Raw genomic sequence first — 26,012 nt, 5'->3', positions numbered from 1 at the left:
CGGTTACTGGCCGAGCGCCAGGGTCTTCTGCATCAGCGTCTTGGCGGTGTTCATCACCTCGACGTTGGTCTGGTAGGAACGCGAGGCGGAAATCATGTTCACCATCTCCTCGACCACGTTCACGTTGGGCATGGTGACGAAGCCCTGCTCGTTGGCGGCCGGATTCTTCGGGTCGTAGACGATGCGCGGCGGCGCCGCGCTCTCGACCACGCCGGTGACGCGCACGCCCACGGCGGAGCCGGCCTGCAGGGTGCCGCCCTCGACCGGCTTGGCGGCGAACACCACCTGCTTGGCGCGATAGGGCTGGCCGTCGGGGCCGGCGACCGAGTCGGCGTTGGCGAGGTTGCTCGACACGGCGTTCAGCCGCATCGACTGCGCCGACAGGGCGGAGCCGGCGATGTTGAAAACGTTGAGCATGCTCATCCGGCTTTACTCCTCACTGGCCCTGCATGGCCGACTGCAGCGTGCGCAGCATGCCGTTGATGAAGGTGACGCTGGCTTCGTACTGCATGGCGTTCTCGGCGAAGGCGGCGCGCTCGACATCCATGTCCACCGTGTTGCCGTCCACGCTGGATTGCGTTTCGGTGCGATACAGGAGCCGTGCGCCGGCCGGCGCGTTCCCGCCGGCCGGCAGGTGGCGCGGGGCCGTCCTGGCCAGTTCCAGAGGGCCGCCCGTGCCACCCTTGCCGCCCATGGCGCCTTGCAGGCTGGCCTTGAAATCGAGGTCGCGCGCCTTGTAATGCGGCGTGTCCGCATTGGCGATGTTGGAGGCCAGCACCTCCTGGCGATAGGCGCGCAGCGACAGCGCCCGCTGGTGGAATCCCAATGTGTCGTCGATGCGATCGATCATGTGCGCCTCGCTAGTCCGTTTGCCCGTCCTGGGCCTGTCCTGCCGTCTTCATTGCATCATCCATGCCAGGCATCGTATGCCCGCCGCGGCGGCAATGAATTGCCGAATAGCGCCGGAAACAGCGGGCATTCCCGCAGCTGGGCGGCAGCGCTTGTCGCCGGGCGGCAATATTTGCCGCAGCGATGCCGCGGCGGCGGCGACGCGCCAACGTTTGCTTGCCAGACGGCGTTGCCCATGATTGAATCTTTTCCCATCCCCACACTCGAACCGCACATGCCTTCCCTCCCGAAGCGACTTTTGTTCCTGCTTTGCGTCGGCCTTGCCGCGCACGCCCAGGCCCGCCAGGAGCCGGCCGAGGTGAAGCGCGTGATCGAGGATTTCCTGCGCGTGCAGACCCGCGGCCTGCCGGGCCAGGCCAGCTTCACGGTCGGCGCGGTCGACCCGAACAACAATCTGGCCCCCTGCCCGGCCCTGGAGGCCTTCCTGCCGGCCGGCAGCCGCCCCTGGGGGCGCATCAACGTCGGCGTGCGCTGCCAGCTGGCGGGCGGCTGGTCCATCTACGTGCCGGCCCAGGTCCGGGTGATCGGCGAATACTTCGTCACGGCGAGGCCGCTGGCGCGCGGGCAGGCCATCGCCGCCGGCGACCTGGCGCGCCGCCAGGGCGACCTGGCGGAATTGCCGGCCGGCGTCGTCACGGAGGCGGCACAGGCCCTCGGCAAGACGCTCAACGTCAGCACCCAGTCCGGCCAGATCCTGAGGACCGACATCCTGCGCGCCCCGCCCGCGGTGCAGCAGGGGCAGAGCGTGCGGGTCGTCTCGCGGGGCAAGGGCTTCCAGGTCGCCACCGAAGGCAAGGCGCTCGCCAACGCCGCCGACGGGCAGGTCGTGCAGGTGCGCACCGCCTCCGGGCAGACCCTTTCCGGGATCGCCCGCCCGGGCGGAACGGTCGAGGTCGGCCACTATTGACCGGCCGCCACGATTTCGGCGTAGAATCATGTCGTTGCAAATCGGGCCTAAAGTTTTTCCGCCTCGCGCCGTTAGGAACACCTGAGGTCATCTCGTTCAAGGAATAGAACCGTGAAAATCGACAATTCAGTAGGTTCCGTCGGCGGCTTGCCCAGCGGCGAATCCCGCACGCGTCCCGGCAAGAGCGCGACACCCTCCTCTGCCGCCTCGGGCGAAAAGGTGGAGTTGTCCTCGCTTGCCGGCCGCATGCAGGAAGTCGAAGCCGCACTCGCCAATGTGCCGGTGGCCGATGCAGGCCGGGTCGCCGAGATCAAGCAGGCCATGGCCGAAGGTCGTTTCCAGGTGGACGCCAGCAAGGTGGCGGACGGCCTGATCGAGAGCGTCAAGCAAATGATCGCCTCGCAAGCGCGCCGGGCGTGAGCGGCAGCGGCAGCTTCACCTCCCCTTCACTGCAGAACCTCATCGCCGAGGAAGTCGCGCAGCTGCGCAACTTCCTCGTTTTGCTTGAGCAGGAACAACAGGCGCTGGCTGCCGGCGACGTCGAACGGCTGCTGCCGCTTGCCGAAGACAAGAACAAGCTGTTCGGCCGGCTGGCGCAACTCGGCGAGGCCCGCGGCAAGGCGCTGGCCGCGTTCGGATTCGCCGCAGACCGGCAGGGCATGGAAGGCTGGCTCGGGCGCCAGACCGATGCCGGCGCGGGACGCACGTGGCAGGAACTGCTGGCCCTCGCGGAAAAGGCCCGCGCCCTCAACCAGATCAACGGCAAGCTGATCGCCACCCGCCTGGCCGACAACCAGCAGGCCCTGTCTACGCTCATGGCCGCCGCCAACCAGGCGGCCCTCTACGGTCCGGATGGCCAGGCCAGGCCCGTCGGCAGCGGCCGCAGCCTCGGTTCCGTCTAACCCGCTATTCCTTTATCGGCAGTTCCTTCACGTCGTCCGGGTGCTGGGCCTCGATGAGGATGGTGACGCGGCGGTTGCGCGCCCGCCCCTCCGGCGTGTCGTTCGAGGCCACCGGCCGCTGTTCGCCGTAGCCGGTCGCCGTCAGGCGCTGCGCCGCCACGCCGGATTCGACGAACAGGCGCACCACGCTGGACGCCCGCGCGCCCGACAGTTCCCAGTTCGACGGAAACTGCGGCGTCGCGATCGGCGTCGGATCGGTATGCCCCTCGACGACGATGGGAAAGTCGGCCGTCGCCGCCACTTCGGCCACCGCGCGCAGCGCCTTCACGGCTGCCGGCTGCAGCCTGGCTTCGCCCAGCGGGAACAGCACGCTGGCGTTGATCTCGACGGTGATGCCCTTCAGGCCCTCGGTGACGCTGACCTTGCCTTCCCGCACCAGCGGCGCCAGCACGTCCATGATCTCCCTGGCCATGTCCCGCATCTTCTCGCGCGCCTGGCGCTTGCGTTCCTCGTCCCTGGCGTTCCTGAGGGGGGCGATCGGCCGGATGCCGGCCTGGGGCAGGGCCGGATTCGCCACCGGCACCTGGGCGCCGGGGGTCATCTGCTCGCCGCGCGAGTTGATGTTCACGTTGCGGAAGGCCGCCACCAGCGAGTCGGAGAGGACCCGGTACTTGCCCTCGTTCACGGTCGACAGGGAATACATCACCACGAAGAAGGCGAACAGCAGGGTGATGAAATCGGCGTAGGAGACGAGCCAGCGCTCGTGGTTCTCGTGCTCTTCGGCGTGGGCGCGGCGACGCATGGCAGTCCAGTCGGGTTGGCCAGACTGTTGTAACGACCGTACGGGAGCAGAACTTGAATGCGGCGCCGTGCTGCGGGGACTGACTTTCAGACGATATAGCCCTGCAGCCGGCTCTCGATGATGCGCGGGTTGTCGCCGCTGGCGACGCCGATGAGGCCATCGACGTACATGTCGCGCACCAGGGTCAGCCGGGCGACATGGGCCAGCAGCTTCTTGGCGATGGGCAGGAAGATCAGGTTGGCCGAACCGACGCCGTAGATGGTGGCGACGAAGGCCACGGCGATGCCGGCGCCCAGCTTGGAGGGGTCGGAAAGATTCTCCATGACGTGGATCAGCCCCATCACCGCGCCGAGGATGCCGATGGTCGGCGCATAGCCGCCGGCCGATTCCCAGACCTTCGCCGCCAGTTTCATCTGGTCCTCCTGCGCGGCGATCTCGACCTCGAGCACTTCGCGCACGCGGTCCGGCTCGGCGCCGTCGACCAGCAGCTGCAGCCCCTTGCGCAGGAAGGGGTCGCTCAGCTCGGCCAGGTAGCCCTCCAGGGCCAGCAGCCCCTCGCGGCGCGCGGTATGGCTCCACTCCATGATGCGATCGATCAGTTCGCGCTGCCCCAGGACCGGCGGCGTGAACACCCACCTGGCCATGGCCATGCCCTGCATGAAGGTGGCAAAGGGGCTTTGCAGCATGACGGCGCCGAAGGTGCCGCCCATGACGATGACGAAGGCCGTCGGCTGGACCAGCGACGAGAGGTGGCCGCCCTCGAGCCATTGTCCGCCGAGGATGGCCGCCAGGCCGACGACCAGGCCGATGATGCTGATGACGTCCATGACAGGCGCCGGGCGGGATGCCGCGGTTATTTCTTGACCAGCCGCGAGCGCAGGCGGGCGATCGCCTGGCTGTGCAACTGGCAGATGCGCGATTCGGACACGCCGAGGATCTCGCCGATCTCGCGCAGGTTGAGTTCCTCCTCGTAGTACAGGCCCATCACCGTCTTCTCGCGGTCGGGCAGGTCCTCGATGGCGCGGATCAGCACGTCGCGCATGTTCTTGTCGAGGAGCGCCGACAGCGGGTCGGCTTCGCTGCTGGGCAGGTGGCGGTCGAGGTAGTCGTCGTCGTCGCCGCCGAAGTCCTCCAGATGGATGAGCTGGTAGCCGCGCGCGTCCTGCAGCATCTTCTGGTAATCGCCGAGCGCCATGTCGAGGGACTTGGCCAGCTCGCCTTCGGTCGGCTGGCGGCCGTAGCGCTGCTCGAGCTGGCTGACGGCCGTCTCGATGCGGCGCATGTCGCGCCGCAGGCTCCTCGGCAGCCAGTCGTTCTCGCGCAGGCCGTCGAGCATGGCGCCGCGGATGCGCTGCACGGCATAGGTCTCGAACTGCGCGCCGAGCCCTTCCTCGAAGCGCCCGACCGCGTCGATCAGCCCGAGCATGCCGTTCTGGATGAGGTCCTCGGCCTGCACGCTGGCGGGCAGCTTGGCCATGAGGTGGTACGCGATCCGCTTGACCAGCGGCGCGTACTGCATGATGAGTTGGTCCCTGTCCAGGTTGCCGCTTGCGGTATACATCCGCCTTGTCCCTAGGTGCCTGGCATGCGAGCCGGAATGGGTTTCCACTATACCACCGGATACGCTGCCGCCGCGCCCTGCAAGCCCCGCGCCGCAACGGAAAAGCCGTTTTCCGCAGCCTGGCGCGAGGTGTCGAGAAACGACGCGGCCAGCGCCTGGCCGATGCTGTCCGGATCGCCCTGCCCCGCCGGGCCGCCGATCAGATCGAGTTCGGCGCCCAGATGGCGGCGTGCCACCTCGCGCAGGTTGGCAAAGACGGTGCGGTTCCCCGCCGCACTCGAGGCGCGCAGGATCGCGATGCCGAAGCGGCGGCAGTCGCGCAGCTGCGCCAGGCGCTTCATCCGCGCATAGGCCTCGGTGATGGAGGCGCCGTCGGACGATACCGCGATGACGATGCGCTGCGGCTGCGGCAGCAGCGGCGAGAAGTCCGCCTCGGCGCGGTCGGCCGTATCCGCCAGCACGAAATCGACGCCCTTCTGCAGGCGGCGCAGCCACTCGGCCAGGGCGCGCCGCTCCATGGCATCGAGACGGGCATGCTGCCTGGCCGCGCGCGCCGCCGGCAGCAGGCGGATCGACGGCTCGGGCCGCAGCAGCACCTGGGCCGCCGGCACGTCGCGATTGACCGCCTGCAGCAGGTCGAAGCGCGCGCGCGCACCGAAGGCGGCGGCGACGCTGTCGGCGCCGGCATGCTCGTCGATGACGAGGACTTCCTTGCCGGCCGAGGCGAGCCCGCGCGCCAGGGCGGCCACGAGGGCATTGCGGCCCATGCCGCCATGCGCATCGCCGGGGCCGGCGAAGGCAACGGTCGCCGGGCCGCGCGCGCCGGCGAAGAGTTTTCTCAGGCCTGCGGCCTGGTCCTCAAAGAGACTAGCCATGCAGCGCTCCCAGCGGCCGCTCGCTGCGCGCGGCGCCGCCCGACAGCAGCAGGCCGGCCTCGTCGCCGACCAGGTGGTGCGGCGAGTTCTCCGGCAGGCCCTTGAGGGCGCGGTGCAGCAGGTAGGCGCGGTTGGGCAGGTGCAGGTCTTCCGGCACGCGCTGGCCGTTGGCGACGTAATACAGTTCCAGCCGGTGGCGGATCAGCGTGTCGAGCGCCGGCGCCAAGCTGACGGCCTCGTCCACCTTGGTGAGGATGGCGCCGGCCAGTTCGCTGCCGCCGGCCTCGCGGCCATAGGCGCGCACGACGTCGTCGAGCGTGTCGCCGCGGCTGGTGGCGTTGAGCAGGAGCAGGCGCCGCACGTCGCCGGCGCCGTCGAGCATGGCGGCCTGCTCGGACACCAGGCGGTCGCGCTGGCTCATGCCGATGGTGTCGATCAGCACCATGTGCTTGCCGGCGAGGTCGGCCAGGGTGCGGCGCAGGTCGGCGGCGTCGCGCACGGCGTGCACCTGCACGCCGAGGATGCGGCCGTAGATGCGCAGCTGCTCGTGCGCGCCGATGCGGTAGCCGTCGGTGGTCAGCAGCGCCACGCTGTCGGCGCCATGGCGCACGACGCAGCGCGCCGCCAGCTTGGCGGTGGTGGTGGTCTTGCCGACGCCGGTCGGGCCGACCAGGGCGTAGGTGCCGCCGGCGTCGATGATCTCGTCGTCGCTGCCGGCCGTGTGCAGGTTGCGGTTGAGCACGCCCTTCAGCCAGTTGCGCCCCTCCTCACGCGTGATGCCGGCCGGCAGGCTGCCCACCAGCCGCCGCGCCAGCTGGGCGGAGAAGCCGGCGTCGAGGAGATCGGTCAGCAGCAGGGTCTTGGCCGGCGCCTCGTGGCCGAGTCCGGTCCAGGCGAAGCCGGCCAGCTGTTGCTCGATCAGGCCCTTGATGCCGGCCAGCTCGCGCAGCAGCTTCCCATCGTCGGCGGCCGTCCCCGCGCCGTCCTGCGCAGGCTGACTTTTAGTTCCGGCCGCTTCGCTTAACCCGCTTTCGCGGGTTAGCCTGCTCTGAAACTCCGTTTTACGGGGGGCCGGACGTGCCGCGGCAGGCGCCGGCTTGGCGGCGTCCGGTTGCCATTCGCGCACGGCCTTCTTCTCCGGGGCGGAGGCCGCCGCACGGGCGGGCGCCGCAGGTTTCCGCGCGCCGCCGGAGAGGCTGACGGTGAAGTCCTCGTCGCGATCGATGCGCGGCGCAGAGGCGAACGGCGCGGCCGGCTCGGCGGGGATCTCGCTCGCCAGGACGGCGGTGATCTCGACGCCGCCGTCCACGCTGCGGTTCGACAGCACGATGGCGTCGCCGCCGAGTTCCTCCTTCACCTGGCGCAGGGCTTCGCGCGCGGTTTTTCCGAAGTAGCGCTTGATGTTCATCACTTACCTCCGATGATCGCAGTGACTTTGATGGTGCGCGAATCCGGCACTTCGGCATTCGCGATGACTTTGAGCTGGGGCACGGCGCGGCGCAGGAAGCGCGACAGCAGCCAGCGCAGCTGTCCCGGCACGAGCAGCACGGCGGGCAGGCCGACCTCCTCCTGGCGCTGGGCGGCGGCGGCGGTCTGGCGCAGCAGCGTGTCGGCCAGTCCCGGCTCGATGCCGCTGCCGTCGGGACCGACGGTCTGCACCGCCTGCAGCAGCACGCGCTCCAGCGACGGATCGAGGGCGATCACCGACAGCTCGGCGTTGCCCGGGTAGAGCTGCTGCACGATCGAGCGGCCGAGCGCCACGCGCACCTGCGCGGTGAGTTCGACCGGGTCCTGCGTGCGCGGCGCCTGCTCGGCGATGGTCTCGATGATGCTGCGCATGTCGCGCAGGGTGACGCCCTCCTCCAGCAGGTTCTGCAGCACGCGCTGCACGACGGCGAGCGACACCTGCTTCGGCACCAGGTCCTCGATGGCCTTCGGCGAATCCTTGGCGATGTGGTCGAGCAGCGCCTGGGCCTCCTGCCGGCCGAGCAGTTCGGCGGCATGGCTGAGGATGACCTGGTTCAGATGCGTGGCCACCACCGTGCTGGCGTCGACCACCGTGTAGCCGAGGGCATGCGCCTGGTCGCGCTGGCCGGACTCGACCCATACGGCCGGCAGGCCGAAGGCCGGGTCCCTGGTCTGCGCGCCCGGCAGGGTGCCGGCGACGCGGCCCGGGTTGATGGCGAGGAACATGCCGGGCCAGGCCTCGCCGGCGCCGACCTCGACGCCCTTCAGGGCGATCCGGTAGCCGTTCGGCTTGAGCTCGAGGTTGTCGCGGATGTGCACCGGCGCCGAGAGGAAGCCGACTTCCTGGGCGAATTTCTTGCGCAGCCCGCGGATGCGCTTCAGGAGCTCGCCGTCCTGGCCCTTGTCCACCAGCGGGATCAGCCGGTAGCCGACCTCCAGGCCAAGCACGTCCACCGGCGCCACGTCGGCCCAGCTCGCCTCCTGCGCTTCGGCCGGCACCGCGGCGGCCGGGGCGGCGGGCTTTTCCTCCGCCGGGCGGGCCTTCTTCTGCACCATCCAGTACGCCAGGCCGCCGACGGCGCCGGCGAACAGCAGGAAGGCGAAGTGCGGCATGCCGGGAATCAGGCCGAGGATGCCGAGAATCCCTGAAGTGAGCATCAGCACCTGCGGGTTGGAGAAGACCTGGCCGACGAACTGCTGGCCGATGTCCTCGTCGGTGGCGACCCGGCTCACCACCAGGCCGGCGGCGGTGGAAATGATCAGCGCCGGGATCTGCGCAACGAGGCCGTCGCCGATGGTCAGCAGGGTGTAGTTCTGCGCCGCCCGCGCCAGCTCCATGTCGTGCTGCAGCATGCCGACGATGAGGCCGCCGATGACGTTGATGAAGAGGATCAGGATGCCGGCGACGGCATCGCCGCGCACGAACTTGGAGGCGCCGTCCATGGAGCCGAAGAAGTCGGCCTCCTGGGCGATCTCGGTGCGGCGCTTGCGCGCCACGTCCTCGCCGATCAGGCCGGCGTTGAGGTCGGCGTCGATGGCCATCTGCTTGCCGGGCATGGCATCCAGGGTGAAGCGCGCCGACACCTCGGCGATGCGGCCGGCGCCCTTGGTGATGACGACGAAGTTGATCAGCACCAGGATGATGAACACCACCAGGCCGACGGCGTAGTTGCCGCCGACGAGGAAGTGGCCGAAGGCCTCGATCACCTTGCCGGCGGCGTCGCCGCCGGTATGCCCATCGAGCAGGATGACGCGGGTCGAGGCGACGTTGAGGCTCAGGCGCAGCAGCGTCGTCACCAGCAGCACGGTCGGGAAGATCGAGAAGTCGAGCGGCTTCTTGGTGTACATCGAGACCAGCAGCACCATCACCGCCAGCGCGATGTTGAAGGTGAAGAACAGGTCGAGCATCACCGGCGGCAGCGGCAGCACCATCATCGAGAGGATCATGATGATGAGCAGCGGCGCGCCGAGCTGGCGCAGGTTGCCGGCGGCGAACATGTTTCTCAGGCCGAGTTCGCCGTTCATTCAGAGACTCCCGGATCGAGTTCCGCCGGCACCGGCAGGTCGGCGGGCAGCTGCGGCGCGCGGCCGCCGCGGGCCAGCCAGGCGTTCAGCTGGTAGACATAGGCCATCACCTCGGCCACGGCGCGGAACAGCGCGGGCGGGATGGTCTGGTCGAGATCGGTGTGGGCATACAGGGCGCGCGCCAGCGGCGGCGCCTCCAGCAGCGGCACGCCGTGCTCCTGCGCGATCTCGCGGATGCGCCGGGCGATGGCGCCGCGGCCCTTGGCGACGACGCGCGGCGCCGGCATCTTCTCGTCGTAGGCGAGCGCCACGGCGAAGTGCGTCGGGTTGGTGACCACCACCTGGGCCTTCGGCACCGCCGCCATCATGCGGCGGCGGGCGATCTCGCGCTGCTGGCTGCGGATGCGCGCCTTGAGCTGGGGATCGCCCTCCATCTCCTTCATTTCCTTGCGCACTTCCTCCTTGGTCATGCGCAGCTTGCTGTGGTACTGCCAGAGCTGGAACGGCACGTCGGCGGCAACGATGAGGGCCATCGAGGCGACGATGACAATGGTGCTGAAGAGGATGGTCTGTCCCATCGCATGCAGGCCGGCCTCGACCGGCTGGCCGATCAGGGCGAACACCTGCTCCTTTTCATGCAGGACGACCCACACCACCACGCCGCCGACCAGCAGCGCCTTGAGTATCCCCTTCACCAGCTCGCCGACGCTGTGCATGGAGAACATGCGACCGAAGCCCTTGAGCGGATCGAGGCGCGTCCAGTCCGGCGCCAGCGCCTTGCTGGAGAAGTTCAGCCCGCCCATCATGAAGGGGCCGGCCAGGGCCGCCGCCACCAGGATCAGCAGCAGCGGGCCCAGGGTGGCAAGCGCCTCCCCCGCCTGATGCAGGAACAGCGCAGGCAGGGCCTTTGTATCGAAGGCCTCGTCGCGGCCGAAAGTCAGTCCCCGCGACACGGCGCCGCCAATGCGCTGCGCCAGCCAGGAACCGCCCACCCACAGTGCGCCCGACCCGGCGATCAGGACGAGGAAAGCCGACAGCTCGCGCGATTGCGGCACCTGGCCTTCTTCGCGCGCCTGCTCAAGTCGTCGCGGTGACGCTGGTTCTGTTTTTTCGAGATCGGAATCTTCCGCCATGGCCCTTTACTCCATGGCGGCGATTATTGCCGCCCCCGGCAAGGGACAGCGGCGGGAATAGACGGGGTTTAACCGCCTATTTCGGAAAAAGGCCGGGCGCGCGTGCCGCCCCGGCCGGGACGCTCAGATGCGGTACTGCATCACCGCCTTGCGCATGCGGTCGGTCACCGCGTCGAGGCGGTCCACCGTCGTCTTCGTCTGCCCGACCACGGCAACATTCTGCTCGGTCATGATGGCCACCTGCTCGACGTTCTGCGCCAGCTGCGTCATGGCGTTCTGCTGTTCGCTGGAGGCGAGCGAGATGTCCGTCACCATGCGCGCGGTGCGTTCCATCTCGCCGTTGATCTCGTTCAGCGCGTCGGCCACGCGGTCGACCAGGCCGACGCCCTGCGCGACCTGCCCGGCACCGGCGCGCATGCCGCTCACCGCCTCGGCGGTCTCGCTGCGGATGCTCTCGATCATGGCGCTGATTTCCTTGGTGGCGTTGCCGGTGCGCTCGGCGAGCTTCCTCACCTCGTCGGCGACGACGGCGAAGCCGCGCCCCTGCTCGCCGGCGCGCGCCGCCTCGATGGCGGCGTTCAGCGCCAGCAGGTTGGTCTGGTCGGCGATCTCCCGGATGACGCCGGTGATGCGGCTGATCTCCTCGGAACGCTTGTCGAGCGATTCGACCCGCCCGGCCGAGCGGCCCACCGTCTCGGCCAGCGAGCGGATGGCGTCGCGGGCGCTGCCGGTGACCTCGGCGCCGTTGCGCGAGGCGACGGAAGCCTCTTCCGCCGTCGTCCGCGTCTGCTGGGCGTTGGCGGCGACTTCGCCGATGGACACCGTCACTTCCTCGATGGCCGCGGCCGCCGACGAGGTGGCCTCATTCTGGGCGTGGGCGGCGTTCTCGACGTTGCGCATGCCGGATTCGACGTGCTGCGCGGTGCGGCTGACCTGCCCCGAGATGTCGCTCACCCCCTGCAGCATGGCCTGCACGCTGGAGACGAAGCGGTCGGCCCTGCGGCCGATCTCGCCGAGGGCGTCCCGGCGCGCGGTCGGGAATCGCGTGCACAGGTCGCCGGTACGCAGGAGCCGGTCGAGCCAGTCCGCGGTCGCCTCGAGGTCGCGCATCAGGCAGGGCCCCGGCCCGACGAGGAAATACAGGGCATACAGGCCGCAGATTGCGGCCAGGGCCGTGCCGGCCGCGGCCGGCACGGCGAGCCCGGCGTCCTGGCCGAGCAGCAGCAGCGCCGGCAGCAGGCCGGCCAGCCCGGCCAGGACGAGTCGGGTGCGCAGGGAAGTCAGCGCGGCAGAGGCCGCGGAGCGGTTGCCGACGACGCGGCCGTGCTCGACGCGGATCGACTTGTCGCCCGCGCGGATGCGGCGGTAGGCGGCCTCCGCGCCGGCGATCTCCTCGCGACTGGGGCGGCCGCGCACCGACTGGTAGCCGACGATGCGGCCGTCCTCGCGCACCGGCGAGACGTTGGCCACCACCCAGTAGAAGCCGCCGTCCTTGCGCCGGTTCTTGACGATGCCGCGCCAGGGGCGGCCTTCCTTGATGTCCCGCCACAGGTCGGCGAAGGCCTCGGGCGGGATGTCGGGATGGCGCACGAGGTTGTGCGACTGGCCGACCATCTCCTCGGGCGTGAAGCCGCTGATGCGGGCGAAGGCTTCGTTGGCCTCGACGATGACGCCCTTCAGGTCGGTGCGCGAATAGATGAACTCGCCTTCGGGCAGGATGGTTTCAACGTCATTGACTGGGAGGTTGATTTTCATTTCTTCTTCTTTCCTGGTGCGATTGAGCGTATGCCGTTTTCCGGGGCTGCTCTATCCTCAGCCGCGTCCCGGCGGTCCCGGGCGTATTCGTTTCGCCACATCGCGCAGGATGTCGATGTGGCCGTCGAGCTGCCGCATGTGGCCGGCCAGCGCCTCGAGGCGGTCGCCGAGCATGCGCGCCAGTTCGCGCGCCGCCTTCGTCGGACTGCCGGAGAGGGCGCGCACCTGGTCGATCTGCGACTGGAGGTCGCGCAGGCCCTGTTCGGATTCGGGCCGTTCGGCGATGAAGTCCGACAGCGTGCGTTCCCGCTCGCGGAAGTATTCCGCCGGGTCGCGCAGCGCGAGTTCTCGCCAGGCATCGAAGTCGAAACGGGACAAGTCCGGATTTCCTCGGGGTGGTGGCGTCATTTCAGCACGCCCCCGGATTAATCACAACGGCTGCGACAGGGCCGAGGCGGACTGGATCTGCTCGATGAGCAGTTCGACGGCGGCGCCGATCCTTTCCATTTCGCCCGCCGTGCGTCCGGCCGAGGCGCCCAGCGCATCCATTTCGCCGGCGGCCGCGGCGTCGCGGCAGGCCGCGGCCGACTCGAAGGCGGCATTCAGTGCCAGCAGCCGGGACTGGGCGGCAATCTGCCGCGCTTCCTCCAGCATCAGGCGCAGCGCAAACTCCTGTGCGTCGGCCGGCACTTCCGCCGGCATGTCCTCGCGAACCCGTGCGTTGGCCATGTCCGGTCTCCTCAGGCCGCCAGGGCAAGCGCATTGCCCGGCAGGAATATCTGTCGCGCCACGCCGCGGTTGTCGCCGAGGTCGCCCAGCAGCTCCTTGACGTCGAGGATCAGCACGATCTGCCCGTTCGCCAGCGTGGTGACGCCGGCCACGCCCTTCGGCCGGAAGCCTTCCAGCGACTTGATCACCGCGTCGTCGCGGCCGGCAAAGTTGTCGATCGCCAGGATGAAGCTGGTCTCGGCCGTCTGCATCAGCACGCCATAGCCGGGCGTGCCCTCCTGCGGCCAGCCGATCAGGTAGCTGAGCGGATAGACCGGCAGCACTTCGCCGCGCACGACCATGGTGGCGCGGCCGCCGACCTCCTGGATCTCGCTCTGCACGATGGGCAGGATCTCGCGCACCATCGACAGCGGCACGGCGAAGGGCTGCTCGCCCAGCTTGACGATCAGCACCGGCAGGATGGCCAGCGTCAGCGGCAGGGAGATGATGAACGTCGTGCCCTTGCCGAGCTCCGACTTGATCTCGATGCTGCCGTTGAGCTTCTGGATGTTGGTGCGCACCACGTCCATGCCGACGCCGCGGCCGGACACGTCGGAGACCTTGGCGGCGGTGGAGAAGCCGGGCAGGAACACCAGGTTGAAGCTCTGGCGCTCGTCCATGGTGTTGGCCTCTTCGTTGCCGATGAGGCCCTTCTCCAGCGCCTTGGCGCGCAGTTTCTCGGCGTTCATGCCGCGGCCGTCGTCGGCCACCAGGATGACGATGTGGTCGCCCTCCTGGCGCGCCTCCAGGCGCACCTCGGATTTCTCCGGCTTGCCGGCGGCGAGCCGCTCCAGGGGCGACTCGATGCCGTGGTCGACGGCGTTGCGGATGAGGTGGATGATCGGGTCGGACAGGTCCTCGATCATCGTCTTGTCGATCTCGGTCTCCTCGCCGGCCAGCACCAGCTCGACGTCCTTGCCGAGGTTGCGGGCGAGGTCGCGGGCGATGCGCGGGTATTTCTGGAACAGGCGGCCGATCGGCTGCATGCGCGTCTTCATCACCGCGTTCTGCAGGTCGGACACCAGCAGGTCGAGCTGGCCGACGGCGGCATCCAGCGCCTGCAGCGTCTCGGCGCCGGTCATGCCGCTGAGGATTTCCGTGCGCAGGCTGTTCAGGCGGTTCTTGGTGAGGCCGATCTCGCCGGACAGGTTGAGCACCTGGTCGAGGCGCGAGGTGTCGACGCGGATCGAGTTGTCGCGCGTCTTCTCGCTCTCGCGCCGGCCCGTCGGGCCGCTGTAGCCGGGCTTGTCGGAAGCGCGGCGGCCGATCGCCGCCTTGATGATCTCCTCGTCCGGCTTGGGCGGCTGCGGAATGCCGCGGCCGGCCTCGGCCGGCACCTCCGGCGCCTTGCCGGTGACGGCTGCGTAATACGCATTCCAGTCGAGGGCGCCGCCCTCGGTGGTTTTCACGCCCGGGGCTTCGGCCATCTCCGCGGGGGCGGCCGGAGCGGCCGGCGCACCTGCCGCCAGTTCGCCGGCGATGGCCTGCTTCAGGCTGGCGATCAGGCCGGCATCGGCGGCATGCGGCTGCACGCCCTGCTCGAGGGAATGGAACATCTCGCGCACCGTGCCCGTCGCCGCCATGATGACGTCCATGGCCTCGGCGGTGATCGCCAGTTCGCCGTTGCGCAGCTTGTCGAACAGGTTCTCGGTCAGGTGGCAAAGCGTGACCAGCTCGGTGGCGTTGAGAAAGCCGGCGCCGCCCTTGATGGTGTGGAAGCCGCGGAAGATGTCGTTGAGGAGGCCGCGGTCATGCGGGCTCTTCTCGAGGTCGACCAGCTTGTTGTCCACTCCGGACAGCAGGTCGGTGGCTTCGACCAGGAAGTCCTGCAGCAATTCTTCCATTCCCGAGAAGTCGCTCATGATTCACTCCAAAAGTCAGTCGCTGCGATACGGCGGTTGGAAGCGGCGATCAGAAGCCGAGGCTCTCCAGCAGGTCGTCCACCTGCTCCTGGTTGGCGACGACGTCGGTGCGCCCGTCCGCGTTCACCACCGGCCCGTTCATCAATCCTTCGGGCGCTTCGAACTTCATGTCCTGCGGCATGGCTTCGAGCAGGACCTGCAGCAGCTCGGATTCCATGCGCTGCGCCAGGTCGACGACCTTCTTGATGACCTGGCCGGTGAGGTCCTGGAAATCCTGCGCCATCATGATTTCCATGAGCTGGTCGTTGGTGGCGGCGGTCTGCGCCGGCACCGCGGCAAGGTAGCTGCGCGTGTCGCCGGCCAGCGCCTTGAACTCGTCGACCGACAGGTCGCCGCCGAACAGGCGGTCCCAGCGGCCGGACAGCGCGGCCGCCTGCGCCTGCAGGCCGTCCTGGATCGGCCGCGCGACGTCGGTGGCGTTGAGCACGCGGCTGGCCGCCTGCTCGGTCATCTGGGCGACGTAGGCCAGGCGCTGGCGCGCGTCGGGAATCGCCTTCGCCGCCTCTTCCAGCGCATGGTTGTAGCCGAGCTCGCGCAGCGTGTCGTGCAACTGGCGCGTCATGTGGCCGATGCGCTGGAAGACGTTGTCCCCCAAGGGGGCTTCCTTCGGGGCGTCGCAGCCGTGGCCGGCGTCGGCCCCCGCCGGGGCGGCCGCCCTGGCCGGCTGCGCCACCTGGCCGGCCACGCTGTCGAACAGTGCCTCCAGTTCGGGCGAGTCGCCCGCCGCCGCGGTGCCGCCGACCACCTCGACATGCGGCTCCTTCGCCGGAGCGGGCGCCGGGCGCGCGGGCGGTTGCTTGGCTATGCTGTCGAACAGAGCCTGGAGTTCGTCGGAATCGCCGGAATCGTCGAACTTGAATCGCTTGGACATTTTCTTCTCCCGTATCGTCCCGTGCGAAGCGGCGCCCTCAGGCGGCTTCCTTCTCGAGTTTCTCGAAGATCTTGCTGAGCTTCTCGTTGAGCGTCGCCGCCGTGAAGGGCTTGACGATGTAGCCGCTGGCGCCCTCCTGGGCGGCGGCGATGATGTTCTCCTTCTTCGCCTCGGCGGTGATCATCAGCACCGGCAGGTGCTTCAGCTGCGGATTGGCACGGATCTGCTTGAGCAGGGTGAGGCCGTCCATGTTCGGCATGTTCCAGTCGGTGACGACGAAGTCGAAATGCTCGCCGGTCAGCTTGCCGTAGGCGATGGCGCCGTCCTCGGCCTCGTCGACGTTGAGGAAGCCCAGCTCCTTGAGCAGGTTGCGCACGATGCGGCGCATGGTCGAAAAATCGTCAACGACGAGAAATTTCATCTTCATATCAGGCATGGCTTTCTCCTATCACTCCTTGCGTGCATGCGACTTGCTCAACAGCGGGCGCAGCGTGTCCGCCAGGATTTCGGCATCGAACTTGGCGACATAGGCATCCACGCCGACGCTCTTGCCCATGGCGCGGTTGGCTTCCGAGGACAGCGAGGAATGCATGACCACCGGGATGCCGTCGAAGCGCGGGTCGCTCTTGATGTGGCGGGTCAGCACGTAGCCGTCCATTTCCGGCATTTCGGCATCGACCAGGATGATGTCCAGTTCGTCCGCCACGCTGCCGCCGGTCTGCTGGGCGTGGGAGGCCATGCCGGACAGGCGCGTCCAGGCCTCGAGTCCGTTGAGGGCGTGCTTGTGCCTGACGCCGAGCTGGTCGAGCACCTCGGTGATCTTTTTGCGCGCCACGGCGGAATCGTCGACGAAGAAGATGTGGTGTTCGATGTCGTCCTGCACCGGTGCCAGGCTGACCACCGGCGGCTCGCCGAAGGTCGAGGCCATGATCTGCTCGACGTCGAGGATCGACACCAGGCGGCCGGGCTGGCCCGCCCCGGAGTCGGGCGGCAGCTCGGTGATCGCCGTGATGAAGCTCTGGCTGGAGGACACCAGCCCCTCGGGGGCGCGCACCTTGTCCCACTCGACGCGGATGATGCGGTCGACATCGTTCACCAGGAAGCCCAGGGTGCGCTTGTTGTACTCGGTCACCATCATGGTGCCGCCCAGTTCCTGCGGCGCGCCGGCGAGGTTGAGCACCCGGCCCAGCGAGACGACCGGGATCACGTTGCCGCGCAGCGAGATCAGGCCTTCGACGCCGGACGGCATGTTCGGCGAACGGGTGATCATCGGCGTGCGGGTGACTTCGCGCACCTTGAAGACGTTGATGCCGAAGATTTCGCTGGTGCCGAGCGAGAACAGCAGGATCTCCATGCGGTTGGAACCGGCCAGCCGGGTGCGCGCATCCACGCTTTCCAGTAGCGAGTTGTCTGCTCGATCCATCGTCATATCCTTGTCGTTCGTGCGGTCGCTCAGGCGGCCGCCTTGACGGAGGGCTGTTGCAGCAGCCGGGTGATCGAGGCCGCCAGCTGCTGCGGCTCGAATTTCGAGACGTATTCGTCCACGCCCACCGACTTGCCCAGCTGCTGGTTGGACATGCCGGAGAGCGAGGAATGCATCAGCACGGGTATGCCGGCGAAGCGCGCATCGCTCTTGATCAGCTTGGTCAGCATGTAGCCGTCGGTCTCCGGCATCTCGATGTCGGTGAGCACCAGGCTCACCACTTCGCGCACCGGGCGGCCGGTGGCCTCGGCGTAGCCGGCGAGCTTCTGCAGCTCCTCCCAGGCGCGCTTGCCGTTGATCGCGGCGAGGTACTTGACGCCCATCCGCTCCAGCGTCGTCTGCACCTGCTTGCGCGCCACCGAGGAGTCGTCGGCAAAGACGACCAGGGCATCGCTGCGGCCGATCGGCTTGATGTCGCGGTAGAGCAGGTCGTCGTCGAAATGCGTCGTCTCCGAAAGGACCTTCTCGACGTCGAGCAGCATGACCAGGCGGCCGTCCTGCAGTTCCGTGATGGCCGTGACCAGGCCGCCCATGCGCGCCGTCATCATTTCCGGGGGCACCTTCATCTGCGCCCAGTCCAGGCGCAGGATGGTGTCGACCGCCTCGACCAGGAAGCCTTGGGTGCGGCCGTTGTATTCGGTGACGATCATGATCTCGCGCGGCTGCTCGGTGGCGACATGGGCGTACTTGCCCAGATCCACCACCGGCACCAGGGCGCCGCGCAGGCTGACCATGCCCTCGACGGCATCCGGCATGTCGGGSGCRGCGGTGATCGGCGGSGTGCGCATCACCTCCCGCACCTTGAACACGTTGATTCCAAAGGTTTCCCGCCTGCCGGTCCGGCTGTCGACGCCCAGCGAGAACAGCAGCAGTTCAAGCTTGTTGGTGCCGGCCAGCTTGGCCCGTGCATCGATGTTCTTCATCAGTTCCGACATTTTTTCTCCTTTTCGCGCGCCCGACCCCAACCCGGGCCAGGGGGCACTTGCAGGCTGCTGGGTGATTTATCGGCCGCCGGCGCCAGGACTTAAGGCCACTTAAGGCCCGTCTCCGCTCATAACCTGAAGCTCGACACCGCCTCGCGGGTGCTGGCGGCCAGTTTTTCGAGCCGTTTTGCCGTGCCGGCCGCCTCCTTCGTGGCGGCGCTGTTCTCCTCCGACATCTGGGCGATCTTCTCCACGCTGGCGGCAATCTCGTTGCTCGCCACGCTTTGCTCCTTCAGGGCGTTGGAAATCTCGCTGACGGCCGCCACCACCCGTTCGGCGCCGGCACTGATCTCCTGCATCGACGCGCTCGCCTTCTGCGTCAGTCCGACGCCTTCCCCGACCCGGGAAACCGCCTGCTGCATGGTGCCGACCGCCGCCTGGGCGTTCGCCTGCACTTCCCCGATCATGGCGCCGATCTCGCCGGTGGCCGCCGTGGTGCGCTCGGCCAGCTTCCTCACCTCGTCGGCCACCACCGCGAAGCCGCGGCCCTGCTCGCCGGCGCGCGCCGCCTCGATGGCGGCATTCAGCGCCAGCAGGTTGGTCTGGTCGGCCACGTCCTTGATCACCTGAACGATGCCGGAGATCCGCTGCGAGCTGTCCCCCATCGCCTGGATGGTCAGGGCCGCCTCGGCCATGGTGTCGGTGATCTTCTGCATCTCCGCCGCGGTTTCCTGGATCACCCGGTTGCCATTCCGCGACTCCTCGCCCGTGCTCGCCGTCACGCTGCGCGCCTCCCGCGCGCTGTCGGCAACATGGTTGACGGAAACGGTCATCTCTTCCACGGCCGCCGCCATCGAACTGGCCGCTTCCGACTGGTGCGCCGTGGCGGCGGCCACCTGGGCCGAACTCGATGAGAGCTGCTCCGCCGCCGAAGCCACCCCCTCGGCGTTGGCCTTCAGGTCGGAGACCATCCGGCGCAGGCCGTCGCGCATGCCCGTCATCGACCGGAGGAGAACGCCCATCTCGTCGCGCCGGTCGTCGGGAATCGCAACGGCCAGGTTGCCGCCGGCAATCTCGCGGGCAATGTCCTGGGCCTGGGCCAGCGGCTGTTGCACCGAGCGCCGGATCACCCAGACGGCGACGCCGAAGCCGGCCATCAGGCCGGCGAGGATCAGCACGATGGTCGCATTGCGCATGCCGGCATAGGCCGCATCGCCCCGTTCGTATTCCCTCTTCGCAATGTCGAGCTGCACCGTCACCAGCTTGGCGAAGGACTCGGACACCGGATCGATGGACGTATACAGTTCGTAGGCCGCAAAGGTGGCGATCTCCGAAGCGGCTGCGTCGCGCAGCAGCGTCTTCAGCCTGGCGACGGCCACGTCGGCAACCTGCATGCGCGGCTCGATCTCGGCCACCAGCGCCTTCTCCTCTTCTTCATGCGCCGAAGCCTGGAAGGCCTTCCAGTTGTCGGCGATCAGTTTCTCGGCGCGCTCGACGCTGCTCAATCCCTCCTGCGGGCTCATGCCGTTGTTGCGCACCTTGTGGGTGACATCGACGATGCTGACGGCGTATGCGTCGGCGATGTCCTTGATGCTGCGCAGCGGCACGACCCGGTCGTGATAGACCGTCTCGAGCCCGCCCACGGCGACCTTCATGCCGTAGAGTCCCAGGCTGCCGATCAGGACGGACAGGCCGAGCAGCAGCCCGACCAGCAGATACAACTTCGTTGCGATTTTCATTGCAGGCATTCCTTTCCTTGCGGGTTCACGGCATGTGTCAGGCGCTTGCTGCGGTTAATGCATCGGTGAATGCATCAGGTGTGGAACCCCCTCACGGCCTGGCCCAGGTCGCGAGAGAGCTTTTCAAGTTCGACGGCTTGCTGGTTCACCCGGCTCGCCTCGGAGGCGTTCTCGCCGGCCATCCGGGCAATCTGCTCGACGTTCTGGGTGATGCCCTGGCTGGCGGCGGTCTGTTCCTCGACCGAACTCGAGATCGCCGCCATGCCGGCGCTGGTGCGGGCCACCGAGCTGCTCGCTTCCGACAGCACGATGGCGACGGTTTCCATGTTCTCCTGCCCGGCCCGGAGGGATTCCCGGCCGCGCCGGATCGCGCCCTCGACGTCCGCCGATTTGCCTCCCAGGGCGTGCGTCACCGTGTCGATCTCGGCCGCCGCATGGGCGGATTTCTCGGCAAGCTTCCTGACTTCGTCGGCCACCACCGCGAAGCCGCGCCCCTGCTCGCCGGCGCGCGCCGCCTCGATGGCGGCGTTCAGCGCCAGCAGGTTGGTCTGGTCGGCGATGTCCTTCACCTGGCGCGTCATTTCCGTGATGGAGCGGGTGTCGGCGATGAAGGCGTCGACGTGGCGCTCGATGTCGGACACCGCTTCCTCTATGAGGTCGATCTCGCCGATCATGCTCGACAGGCTCTCGTTGCCCTCGCTGGTCTTGTCGCGGGCGGCGGCGGACAGCTCGCCGACTTCCTGCGCGTTGCCGGCGACCTTCTGCACCAGCGCGTTGACCTGGTCGACCGTGCTCACCACCGAAGACACCGCCGCACCTTGCTGCTGCGTGCTGTCGCTGATGCGGCGGGTCGCCTCGGCCAGGCTGACGGAGGCATGCTCGAGCTGGCCGGCGCTGGCCTGGATGCGCTGGATGACGCCGCTGAGGGACTGCGCGACGGCATTGAAGGCTTCGCCGATTTCGCGGTATTCGTCCTTCGACTGCAGATTCACCCGCACGGTGAGGTCGCCCGCCGCGATCTGCTTGCCGCCCTCGACCACCTTGCGCACCGCCCCCAGCACGGAGACATAGGCGCCCAGCGACAGGTAGCCGGTCAGGGCCAGGCCGACGACCGCCACGATCATGCGCGTGCTGCCGGGCGTCGTGTTGAAGAAAAGGTAGGCGACGACGACGCCGGCGGCGATGCCGGCGACGATGAATTTCGTGCGCAGGCGCAGGCTTTCCATGAAGGCGACCGAAGGCCGGATGAGTGCCGCGAACAGGTTTGACATGACTGGCTTCTCCCTGAAATCGTTCTGGAATGCTTATTCGGTGCGGTAGCCGAGGCGGAAGCCGCCCCAGTGGCGGCCCTGCACGTAGATCGGCACCGACAGGTCGTGCATGATCTCGCCGGTGTCGCGGCGGTAGGTCTGCAGCAGGAAGGCCTGCTCGTGGCTGCCGCAGCGCTTGCCGACCGGATCGTTGAACAGGCGCTTGGTGCGGTTGTTGACGAAATCCACCTTCTCGTCCCCGGTCAGCGGCTTGGAGAAGCGCTTGTTGTGCGTCGGGAAGTAGCCGTTGAGGTCCACCGCGCCGGCATAGGTGGACTCCTTGTGGGCCTCCAGGATCGGCTCCTGGATCGGCGGGAAGAGCTTGTCGGTCAGCGCATCGAATTTGGTGGTGTACTTCTGCGGCTTGGTGTTCGGGATCGGCACGTAGTTGTGGTCGAACAGATCGTCGAGCTTGACCTGCCCGGCCCGCACCGCGTCCTCCAGCGCCCGGCCGATGTCCTGGGCCGCCTTCTGCGCCACGGCCGGCATGCGGCTGTGGATATCCATCGCCTGCTGGCCGCGCTCGCCCAGCTTGAAGACGTTGCCGACTTCCTTGAGGTTGAGGGCCAGGGTGTCGAGCTGGCCGGCCTCCACCAGGGTGCGGGCGGCGGTGGCGTTGTTGTCCTCGGCCATCTTGAGGATGTCCTGCACATGCGTGGTGATGTTCTGGCCGTTGGCGCTCTGCTGCTGGATGGCGCTGGCGATGGCCTCGACCTTCTCCATCGTCTCCTGCGCGCCAGAGTTGATCTGCTGCAGCGATTCCGCGGCCTGGCGCGCCAGATCGGCGCCGGAACGCGCCTGAGTGCTGCCCTGCTGGATGCTCTGGATGGCCGTTTGCGTCTCGCTCTGGATGGCGCCGATCATGGCGCCGATCTCGCCGGTGGCGGCGGTGGTGCGCTCGGCGAGCTTCCTCACCTCGTCGGCGACGACGGCGAAGCCGCGGCCCTGCTCGCCGGCCCGCGCCGCCTCGATGGCGGCATTCAGGGCCAGCAGGTTGGTCTGGTCGGCGATGTCGTGGATCACCCGCACGATGCCGGAAATGGCCTGCGAGCGCTCGCCCAGCGCCGACACGACCTGGGCGGACTGCTCGACGGAACGGGCGATGCGCTCGATTTCGGCGGAAGCGCGATCGACGATCTCGGCGCCCTTCTTCGACAATTCCCGCGCCGACTGGGCGTTGGCCGCCGTCATTTCGGCGTTCTCCGCCACCTGGTTGATGCCGATGTTCATTTCCTCCATGGCATGCATGGTGGCCTCGGCGGCGCCGCGCTGCTGGTCCGAGCCGCCGGCGACCTTCTTCGCCTCGGCGATCAGGATCTCGGCGGCCTCCTCGACCTGCTTCGAGTTGAAGCAGACCTTGCCGATGATGCCCTGGAAGCTTTCCATCAGGTCGTTGAAGGCCTTCGCCGTCTCCACGGTGGCCGCGCTGCCGGCCAGCGGCGCGCGGCGCGACAGGTCGCCGTCGCTCCGGGTCGCCTGGATCGCCCGCCGCAAATCCGACAGCGGGTCGAGCAGGCTGCGCCGCAAAACGAGGAACGGCGCCATGCAGGCCGCCAGGCCCGCCGCCGCATGGTAGAACGCCAGGCCCCAGCCCAGCGGGGTGCCGGACAAATGCGTGGCCAGCATCGCGCCTCCCGAAACGAAAAGGCCGAGCAGGATAAAACCCATCATGATGCGAGCCGTCGTGCCAGTGTGATTCATGACCGTGCTCCTTTATCTCGGGAGATCGTGCACCAGGTGCCTTTGGCGCCGGTCTTGTAATAAGAAGTTCGCGTCGCCTGACCCGCCGGAAAGTTCTGGCCGGCGGTGCGGGCGGCATGATTCCAATATCGGCAGGGAGGGACGGGAGCTTTAGGGCCGGCCTATAACATTAGCGATAGGTGATGCGGGCGGATCAGGCGTGCCCGGCCGCATACAGCCGCGCCATCAGCTTCGCGCCGATCTCGGACAGGGGGGCCACCTCGTCCACCGCCCGCAGGGCCACCGCCTCGCGCGGCATGCCGAAGACGACGCAGGAGGCCTGGTCCTGGGCGAGGTTCCAGGCGCCGGCGCGCTTCATGTCCAGCATGCCCGCGGCGCCATCCTTGCCCATCCCGGTCAGGATGACGCCGATGGCGTGATGGCCGGCCACGGCGGCGGCCGATCGGAAGAGGACATCCACCGAGGGACGATGGCGATTGACCGGCTCGGCCTGGGACAGCTCGGTCTGGTAGCCGGCGCCGCTTTTCCGCACCAGCAGGTGGGAATGCCCGGGCGCGACGTAGGCGGTGCCCGGCTTGACGCGCTCGCCGTGTTCGGCCTCCTTGACATGGATCCGGCACAGGCTGTCCAGCCGCCTGGCGAAGGAGCCGGTGAACGATTGCGGCATGTGCTGGACGATGAGGATGCCCGGCGCATTCTCCGGCAGGGCGATCAGGACCTCCTTGAGCGCCTCGGTGCCGCCGGTGGACGCGCCGATCACGATCAGGTCCCCCGGCGCGGGGCGCCAGTCCGGACGGACAACCGCCATGCTGGGCGGCGCCGGTGGCCGGCGCTCGACCGCCGCCCTGGCGGACGCCGGTGCGCGGCTGGCGCGGGCGCTACGGATCTTGTCGCGCAGTTCGCCGGCAAAATCCGCCGTCGCGGCCTTCAGGGCCTGCGCCGGCTTGGCGACGAAGTCGACGGCGCCGAGTTCGAGCGCCTTCAGGGTCTGCTCGGAACCCGCCTCGGTAAACGAGGAAACCATCACCACCGGCATCGGCCGGAAGCGCATCAGGCGGCGCAGGAACTCGATGCCGTTCATCTTCGGCATCTCGACGTCCAGGGTCAGCACGTCGGGCTCGAGCGACTTGATCATCTCGTGCGCGGCGATGGGATCGGCCGCCGTGCCGACGACGCGCATGTCGCCCGCCCCATTGACGATGTCGGCCAGCAGCCGCCGCATCATCGGCGAGTCGTCGACGATGAGTACCTTGGTCCTGCCGGCGGACGTTCCTTCAGCGGCGGCGGTCGGCGCGTTCATACGTCGTCCTTCCGAGGGAACGGAACAGGTCGGTGGCATGCAGGAAGCTCTCGGAGTGCCCGGCGAAAAGCAGCCCATCCTCGCGCAGCAGCGGCACGAAGCGCTTGAGGACGTCGTACTGGGTTTTCTTGTCGAAATAGATCATCACGTTGCGGCAGAAGATCGCGTCCAGCGGTCCCTGCACCGGCCAGCCGGCCTCGAGCAGGTTGATGCGGCGGAAGGTGATCAGCCGCCGCAGTTCCGGCTTCGCCTGCACGCTGCCCTCCGGTACGCCGTTCCCCTTGAGGAAGTGGCGCGAGACCTGCTCCGGCGCCAGTTTCGCCACGCGCTCGGCCGGATAGATCCCGCGCTCGGCCTGCGCCAGCACCTGGGTGTCGAGGTCGCTGGCGATGATCGACACGGGCGGCGCCGGAGTGTTGAACGCCTCCGCCGCGGTCATGGCGATCGAATAGGGCTCCTCGCCGGTCGACGCCGCGTTGCACCAGATTTTGATGGTGCGCTTTTCCGCGATGGATTTGAGGTGGCGGGACAGGCTCTCGAAGTGGTGGGCCTCGCGGAAGAAGGAGGTCAGATTGGTCGTCAGCGAATTGATGAACGCCTCCCACTCCCGGGCGTCCTTGCGCTCCAGGCGCGCCAGGTACTGGGCGAAGCTGCGGTCGCCGCAGACCCGCAGCCGCCGCGCCAGGCGGCTGTAGACCATGTCCTGCTTGGCCGCGGACAGGGCGATGCCGGCATGCTCGTGAAGGAGCCTGCGCACGCGCTCGAAATCGGCCGCCGTGAACTCGAACTCGCGCAGCGATTGCGTTTTCCCGCTATTCGACATGGCGGCTGCGCGGGCGGGCGGGATTCAGAATTCCGGCCATTCCTGGTCGCTCCCGGTCGTGCCGGACGTGCGGCGGAACTTGGGCAGGGGACGCGGGCGGACGGACGACGGACGCCTGGCCGGCTGCGACAGCGCCAGGCCGGCGATCGCCTTGACCAGGACGCGGAAGGATTCGCGCAGCGATTCGGCGTTGTCGGCTGCCTGCTCGGCAAGGGCGGCATGGCGCTCGATCGCCTCGCCCAGTTCGCGAACCGCGCCGGTCACCTCGTGCAGGCCGCCGGCACCGGCGGCTTCGACCAGCGCCATGACCTCGCCGGACGCCGCGGCCGTGCGCTGCGCCAGTTCGCGCAACTCGCCGGCGAGGAGGGACGCATCCGGCGCCGTCTCCGGCAGACTGACTTTTCCGTTCCGCGCGGGAGCCGCCGGCGGCTCCCTGGAAAAACCGCGCAGCAGTGCGGTCACGCTCGCCGCGGCGTCCTGCGCCGCGGCACCTTCGCCGCGATAGCCGGCGAGCAGCGACTTGAGCGCGCCGCAGGCTTCGCGCAAGGCGCGCACGAGGTCCGCGGTCAGCCGTCGCTTCCCCTTGCGCACGCCCTCGATGATCGCCTCGGCCTCTTCCGCCAGGATCGCCATGTCGCGGAAGCCGAAGGTGCCGCCGGAACCCTTGATCGAATGGGCCGCGCGGCCGAGATCCTCGAGCTGCGCCGGATCGGGGTTCTCCGGGTCGAGATGGAGCAGCAGCAGTTCCATCGTCGACAGATGCTCGGCTGTCTCCTCGAAGAAGACCGGGTGGAACTGGGTCATGTCGAGCGGCATGGCGGCTTGCTTTCGCGAAG

At 68.3% G+C, this 26,012-nt stretch carries 26 protein-coding genes; 3 read left to right on the top strand and 23 right to left on the bottom strand.

Going from position 1 to position 26,012, the window contains the following annotated elements:
• Positions 1-3: 3 nt before the first annotated feature.
• Positions 4-423, bottom strand: a complete 420-nt coding sequence (gene flgC / locus ROZ00_02180; protein ID MDT3735020.1) for a flagellar basal body rod protein FlgC — start codon at positions 421-423, stop codon at positions 4-6.
• 13 nt (positions 424-436) lie between these two features.
• Positions 437-850 (bottom strand): flagellar basal body rod protein FlgB, encoded by a 414-nt coding sequence (gene flgB, locus ROZ00_02175; GenBank protein ID MDT3735019.1) that lies wholly within the window; start codon positions 848-850, stop codon positions 437-439.
• A 273-nt stretch (positions 851-1,123) separates the two neighbouring features.
• On the opposite strand from flgB, the gene flgA reads away from it, so the two are divergent.
• The 3 genes from flgA (at position 1,124) to ROZ00_02160 (ending at position 2,718) form a co-directional block, all read left to right on the top strand.
• Positions 1,124-1,816, top strand: a complete 693-nt coding sequence (gene flgA / locus ROZ00_02170; protein ID MDT3735018.1) for a flagellar basal body P-ring formation chaperone FlgA — start codon at positions 1,124-1,126, stop codon at positions 1,814-1,816.
• Positions 1,817-1,927: 111 nt separating this feature from the next.
• Complete coding sequence (flgM, locus tag ROZ00_02165; protein MDT3735017.1) at positions 1,928-2,236, top strand: flagellar biosynthesis anti-sigma factor FlgM; 309 nt, start codon at positions 1,928-1,930, stop codon at positions 2,234-2,236.
• Positions 2,233-2,718, top strand: a complete 486-nt coding sequence (locus ROZ00_02160; protein ID MDT3735016.1) for a flagellar protein FlgN — start codon at positions 2,233-2,235, stop codon at positions 2,716-2,718. The genes flgM and ROZ00_02160 overlap by 4 nt, the downstream gene beginning before the upstream one ends.
• A 4-nt stretch (positions 2,719-2,722) precedes the next feature.
• On the opposite strand, the gene motD is transcribed toward ROZ00_02160, so the two are convergent.
• The 21 genes from motD to ROZ00_02055 form a co-directional block, all read right to left on the bottom strand.
• Positions 2,723-3,520: a flagellar motor protein MotD gene (gene motD, locus ROZ00_02155; GenBank protein ID MDT3735015.1), complete on the bottom strand. Its 798-nt coding sequence runs from the start codon at positions 3,518-3,520 to the stop codon at positions 2,723-2,725.
• A gap of 86 nt (positions 3,521-3,606) precedes the next feature.
• On the bottom strand, positions 3,607-4,347 hold the full coding sequence (locus ROZ00_02150) for a flagellar motor protein (GenBank protein MDT3735014.1): 741 nt from the start codon (positions 4,345-4,347) through the stop codon (positions 3,607-3,609).
• Positions 4,348-4,373: 26 nt separating this feature from the next.
• Entirely contained in the window at positions 4,374-5,081 is a 708-nt protein-coding gene (locus ROZ00_02145) for an RNA polymerase sigma factor FliA (GenBank protein MDT3735013.1), read from the bottom strand.
• A gap of 47 nt (positions 5,082-5,128) precedes the next feature.
• On the bottom strand, positions 5,129-5,956 hold the full coding sequence (locus tag ROZ00_02140) for a cellulose synthase operon protein YhjQ/BcsQ (GenBank protein ID MDT3735012.1): 828 nt from the start codon (positions 5,954-5,956) through the stop codon (positions 5,129-5,131).
• Positions 5,949-7,364, bottom strand: coding sequence for a flagellar biosynthesis protein FlhF (gene flhF / locus ROZ00_02135; protein MDT3735011.1), 1,416 nt, complete (start codon positions 7,362-7,364; stop codon positions 5,949-5,951). Before flhF ends, ROZ00_02140 begins: the two co-directional genes overlap by 8 nt.
• The gene (flhA, locus tag ROZ00_02130) at positions 7,364-9,448 is read right to left on the bottom strand and encodes a flagellar biosynthesis protein FlhA (GenBank protein ID MDT3735010.1); all 2,085 of its coding nucleotides are present in this window, start codon (positions 9,446-9,448) and stop codon (positions 7,364-7,366) included. The genes flhF and flhA overlap by 1 nt, the downstream gene beginning before the upstream one ends.
• Positions 9,445-10,581, bottom strand: coding sequence for a flagellar biosynthesis protein FlhB (gene flhB, locus ROZ00_02125; protein MDT3735009.1), 1,137 nt, complete (start codon positions 10,579-10,581; stop codon positions 9,445-9,447). The genes flhA and flhB overlap by 4 nt, the downstream gene beginning before the upstream one ends.
• 123 nt (positions 10,582-10,704) lie before the next feature.
• Positions 10,705-12,336, bottom strand: coding sequence for a PAS domain-containing methyl-accepting chemotaxis protein (locus tag ROZ00_02120; GenBank protein MDT3735008.1), 1,632 nt, complete (start codon positions 12,334-12,336; stop codon positions 10,705-10,707).
• A gap of 57 nt (positions 12,337-12,393) precedes the next feature.
• Positions 12,394-12,714: a DUF3135 domain-containing protein gene (locus tag ROZ00_02115; protein MDT3735007.1), complete on the bottom strand. Its 321-nt coding sequence runs from the start codon at positions 12,712-12,714 to the stop codon at positions 12,394-12,396.
• A 51-nt stretch (positions 12,715-12,765) separates the two neighbouring features.
• Entirely contained in the window at positions 12,766-13,065 is a 300-nt protein-coding gene (locus ROZ00_02110; protein ID MDT3735006.1) for a hypothetical protein, read from the bottom strand.
• Between the two features lie 11 nt (positions 13,066-13,076).
• Complete coding sequence (locus ROZ00_02105) at positions 13,077-14,966, bottom strand: chemotaxis protein CheA (protein ID MDT3735005.1); 1,890 nt, start codon at positions 14,964-14,966, stop codon at positions 13,077-13,079.
• Between the two features lie 49 nt (positions 14,967-15,015).
• Positions 15,016-15,897, bottom strand: a complete 882-nt coding sequence (gene cheZ / locus ROZ00_02100) for a protein phosphatase CheZ (GenBank protein MDT3735004.1) — start codon at positions 15,895-15,897, stop codon at positions 15,016-15,018.
• A gap of 37 nt (positions 15,898-15,934) precedes the next feature.
• The gene (gene cheY / locus ROZ00_02095; protein ID MDT3735003.1) at positions 15,935-16,333 is read right to left on the bottom strand and encodes a chemotaxis response regulator CheY; all 399 of its coding nucleotides are present in this window, start codon (positions 16,331-16,333) and stop codon (positions 15,935-15,937) included.
• A gap of 12 nt (positions 16,334-16,345) precedes the next feature.
• Positions 16,346-17,320 (bottom strand): chemotaxis protein, encoded by a 975-nt coding sequence (locus tag ROZ00_02090; GenBank protein ID MDT3735002.1) that lies wholly within the window; start codon positions 17,318-17,320, stop codon positions 16,346-16,348.
• A gap of 29 nt (positions 17,321-17,349) precedes the next feature.
• The gene (locus ROZ00_02085; GenBank protein ID MDT3735001.1) at positions 17,350-18,315 is read right to left on the bottom strand and encodes a chemotaxis protein; all 966 of its coding nucleotides are present in this window, start codon (positions 18,313-18,315) and stop codon (positions 17,350-17,352) included.
• A gap of 116 nt (positions 18,316-18,431) precedes the next feature.
• Positions 18,432-20,042, bottom strand: a complete 1,611-nt coding sequence (locus tag ROZ00_02080) for a methyl-accepting chemotaxis protein (GenBank protein MDT3735000.1) — start codon at positions 20,040-20,042, stop codon at positions 18,432-18,434.
• Between the two features lie 74 nt (positions 20,043-20,116).
• Positions 20,117-21,313, bottom strand: coding sequence for a methyl-accepting chemotaxis protein (locus ROZ00_02075; GenBank protein ID MDT3734999.1), 1,197 nt, complete (start codon positions 21,311-21,313; stop codon positions 20,117-20,119).
• A gap of 33 nt (positions 21,314-21,346) precedes the next feature.
• Entirely contained in the window at positions 21,347-23,053 is a 1,707-nt protein-coding gene (locus ROZ00_02070; protein MDT3734998.1) for a methyl-accepting chemotaxis protein, read from the bottom strand.
• Positions 23,054-23,246: 193 nt separating this feature from the next.
• The gene (locus tag ROZ00_02065) at positions 23,247-24,353 is read right to left on the bottom strand and encodes a chemotaxis response regulator protein-glutamate methylesterase (protein ID MDT3734997.1); all 1,107 of its coding nucleotides are present in this window, start codon (positions 24,351-24,353) and stop codon (positions 23,247-23,249) included.
• On the bottom strand, positions 24,328-25,176 hold the full coding sequence (locus ROZ00_02060) for a CheR family methyltransferase (GenBank protein MDT3734996.1): 849 nt from the start codon (positions 25,174-25,176) through the stop codon (positions 24,328-24,330). The genes ROZ00_02065 and ROZ00_02060 overlap by 26 nt, the downstream gene beginning before the upstream one ends.
• Positions 25,177-25,200: 24 nt before the next feature.
• On the bottom strand, positions 25,201-25,992 hold the full coding sequence (locus ROZ00_02055; GenBank protein ID MDT3734995.1) for an Hpt domain-containing protein: 792 nt from the start codon (positions 25,990-25,992) through the stop codon (positions 25,201-25,203).
• Between the last annotated feature and the right edge of the window lie 20 nt (positions 25,993-26,012).

The organism is Denitratisoma sp. (genome assembly GCA_032027165.1).
In the GTDB taxonomy this organism is placed as follows: Bacteria; Pseudomonadota; Gammaproteobacteria; order Burkholderiales; family Rhodocyclaceae; genus Desulfobacillus.
Note: the sequence above shows the minus strand (reverse complement) of the source record. Positions and strands in the feature narration are given on the sequence as shown.

Coding starts and splice junctions, on each gene's coding strand:
- flgC (MDT3735020.1), bottom strand. CDS start 423: ATGAGCATGCTCAACGTTTTCAACATCGCCGGCTCCGCCCTGTCGGCG.
- flgB (MDT3735019.1), bottom strand. CDS start 850: ATGATCGATCGCATCGACGACACATTGGGATTCCACCAGCGGGCGCTG.
- flgA (MDT3735018.1), top strand. CDS start 1,124: ATGCCTTCCCTCCCGAAGCGACTTTTGTTCCTGCTTTGCGTCGGCCTT.
- motD (MDT3735015.1), bottom strand. CDS start 3,520: ATGCGTCGCCGCGCCCACGCCGAAGAGCACGAGAACCACGAGCGCTGG.
- ROZ00_02150 (MDT3735014.1), bottom strand. CDS start 4,347: ATGGACGTCATCAGCATCATCGGCCTGGTCGTCGGCCTGGCGGCCATC.
- ROZ00_02145 (MDT3735013.1), bottom strand. CDS start 5,081: ATGTATACCGCAAGCGGCAACCTGGACAGGGACCAACTCATCATGCAG.
- ROZ00_02140 (MDT3735012.1), bottom strand. CDS start 5,956: ATGGCTAGTCTCTTTGAGGACCAGGCCGCAGGCCTGAGAAAACTCTTC.
- flhF (MDT3735011.1), bottom strand. CDS start 7,364: ATGAACATCAAGCGCTACTTCGGAAAAACCGCGCGCGAAGCCCTGCGC.
- flhA (MDT3735010.1), bottom strand. CDS start 9,448: ATGAACGGCGAACTCGGCCTGAGAAACATGTTCGCCGCCGGCAACCTG.
- flhB (MDT3735009.1), bottom strand. CDS start 10,581: ATGGCGGAAGATTCCGATCTCGAAAAAACAGAACCAGCGTCACCGCGA.
- ROZ00_02120 (MDT3735008.1), bottom strand. CDS start 12,336: ATGAAAATCAACCTCCCAGTCAATGACGTTGAAACCATCCTGCCCGAA.
- ROZ00_02110 (MDT3735006.1), bottom strand. CDS start 13,065: ATGGCCAACGCACGGGTTCGCGAGGACATGCCGGCGGAAGTGCCGGCC.
- ROZ00_02105 (MDT3735005.1), bottom strand. CDS start 14,966: ATGAGCGACTTCTCGGGAATGGAAGAATTGCTGCAGGACTTCCTGGTC.
- cheZ (MDT3735004.1), bottom strand. CDS start 15,897: ATGTCCAAGCGATTCAAGTTCGACGATTCCGGCGATTCCGACGAACTC.
- cheY (MDT3735003.1), bottom strand. CDS start 16,333: ATGCCTGATATGAAGATGAAATTTCTCGTCGTTGACGATTTTTCGACC.
- ROZ00_02090 (MDT3735002.1), bottom strand. CDS start 17,320: ATGGATCGAGCAGACAACTCGCTACTGGAAAGCGTGGATGCGCGCACC.
- ROZ00_02080 (MDT3735000.1), bottom strand. CDS start 20,042: ATGAAAATCGCAACGAAGTTGTATCTGCTGGTCGGGCTGCTGCTCGGC.
- ROZ00_02075 (MDT3734999.1), bottom strand. CDS start 21,313: ATGTCAAACCTGTTCGCGGCACTCATCCGGCCTTCGGTCGCCTTCATG.
- ROZ00_02070 (MDT3734998.1), bottom strand. CDS start 23,053: ATGAATCACACTGGCACGACGGCTCGCATCATGATGGGTTTTATCCTG.
- ROZ00_02065 (MDT3734997.1), bottom strand. CDS start 24,353: ATGAACGCGCCGACCGCCGCCGCTGAAGGAACGTCCGCCGGCAGGACC.
- ROZ00_02060 (MDT3734996.1), bottom strand. CDS start 25,176: ATGTCGAATAGCGGGAAAACGCAATCGCTGCGCGAGTTCGAGTTCACG.
- ROZ00_02055 (MDT3734995.1), bottom strand. CDS start 25,992: ATGCCGCTCGACATGACCCAGTTCCACCCGGTCTTCTTCGAGGAGACA.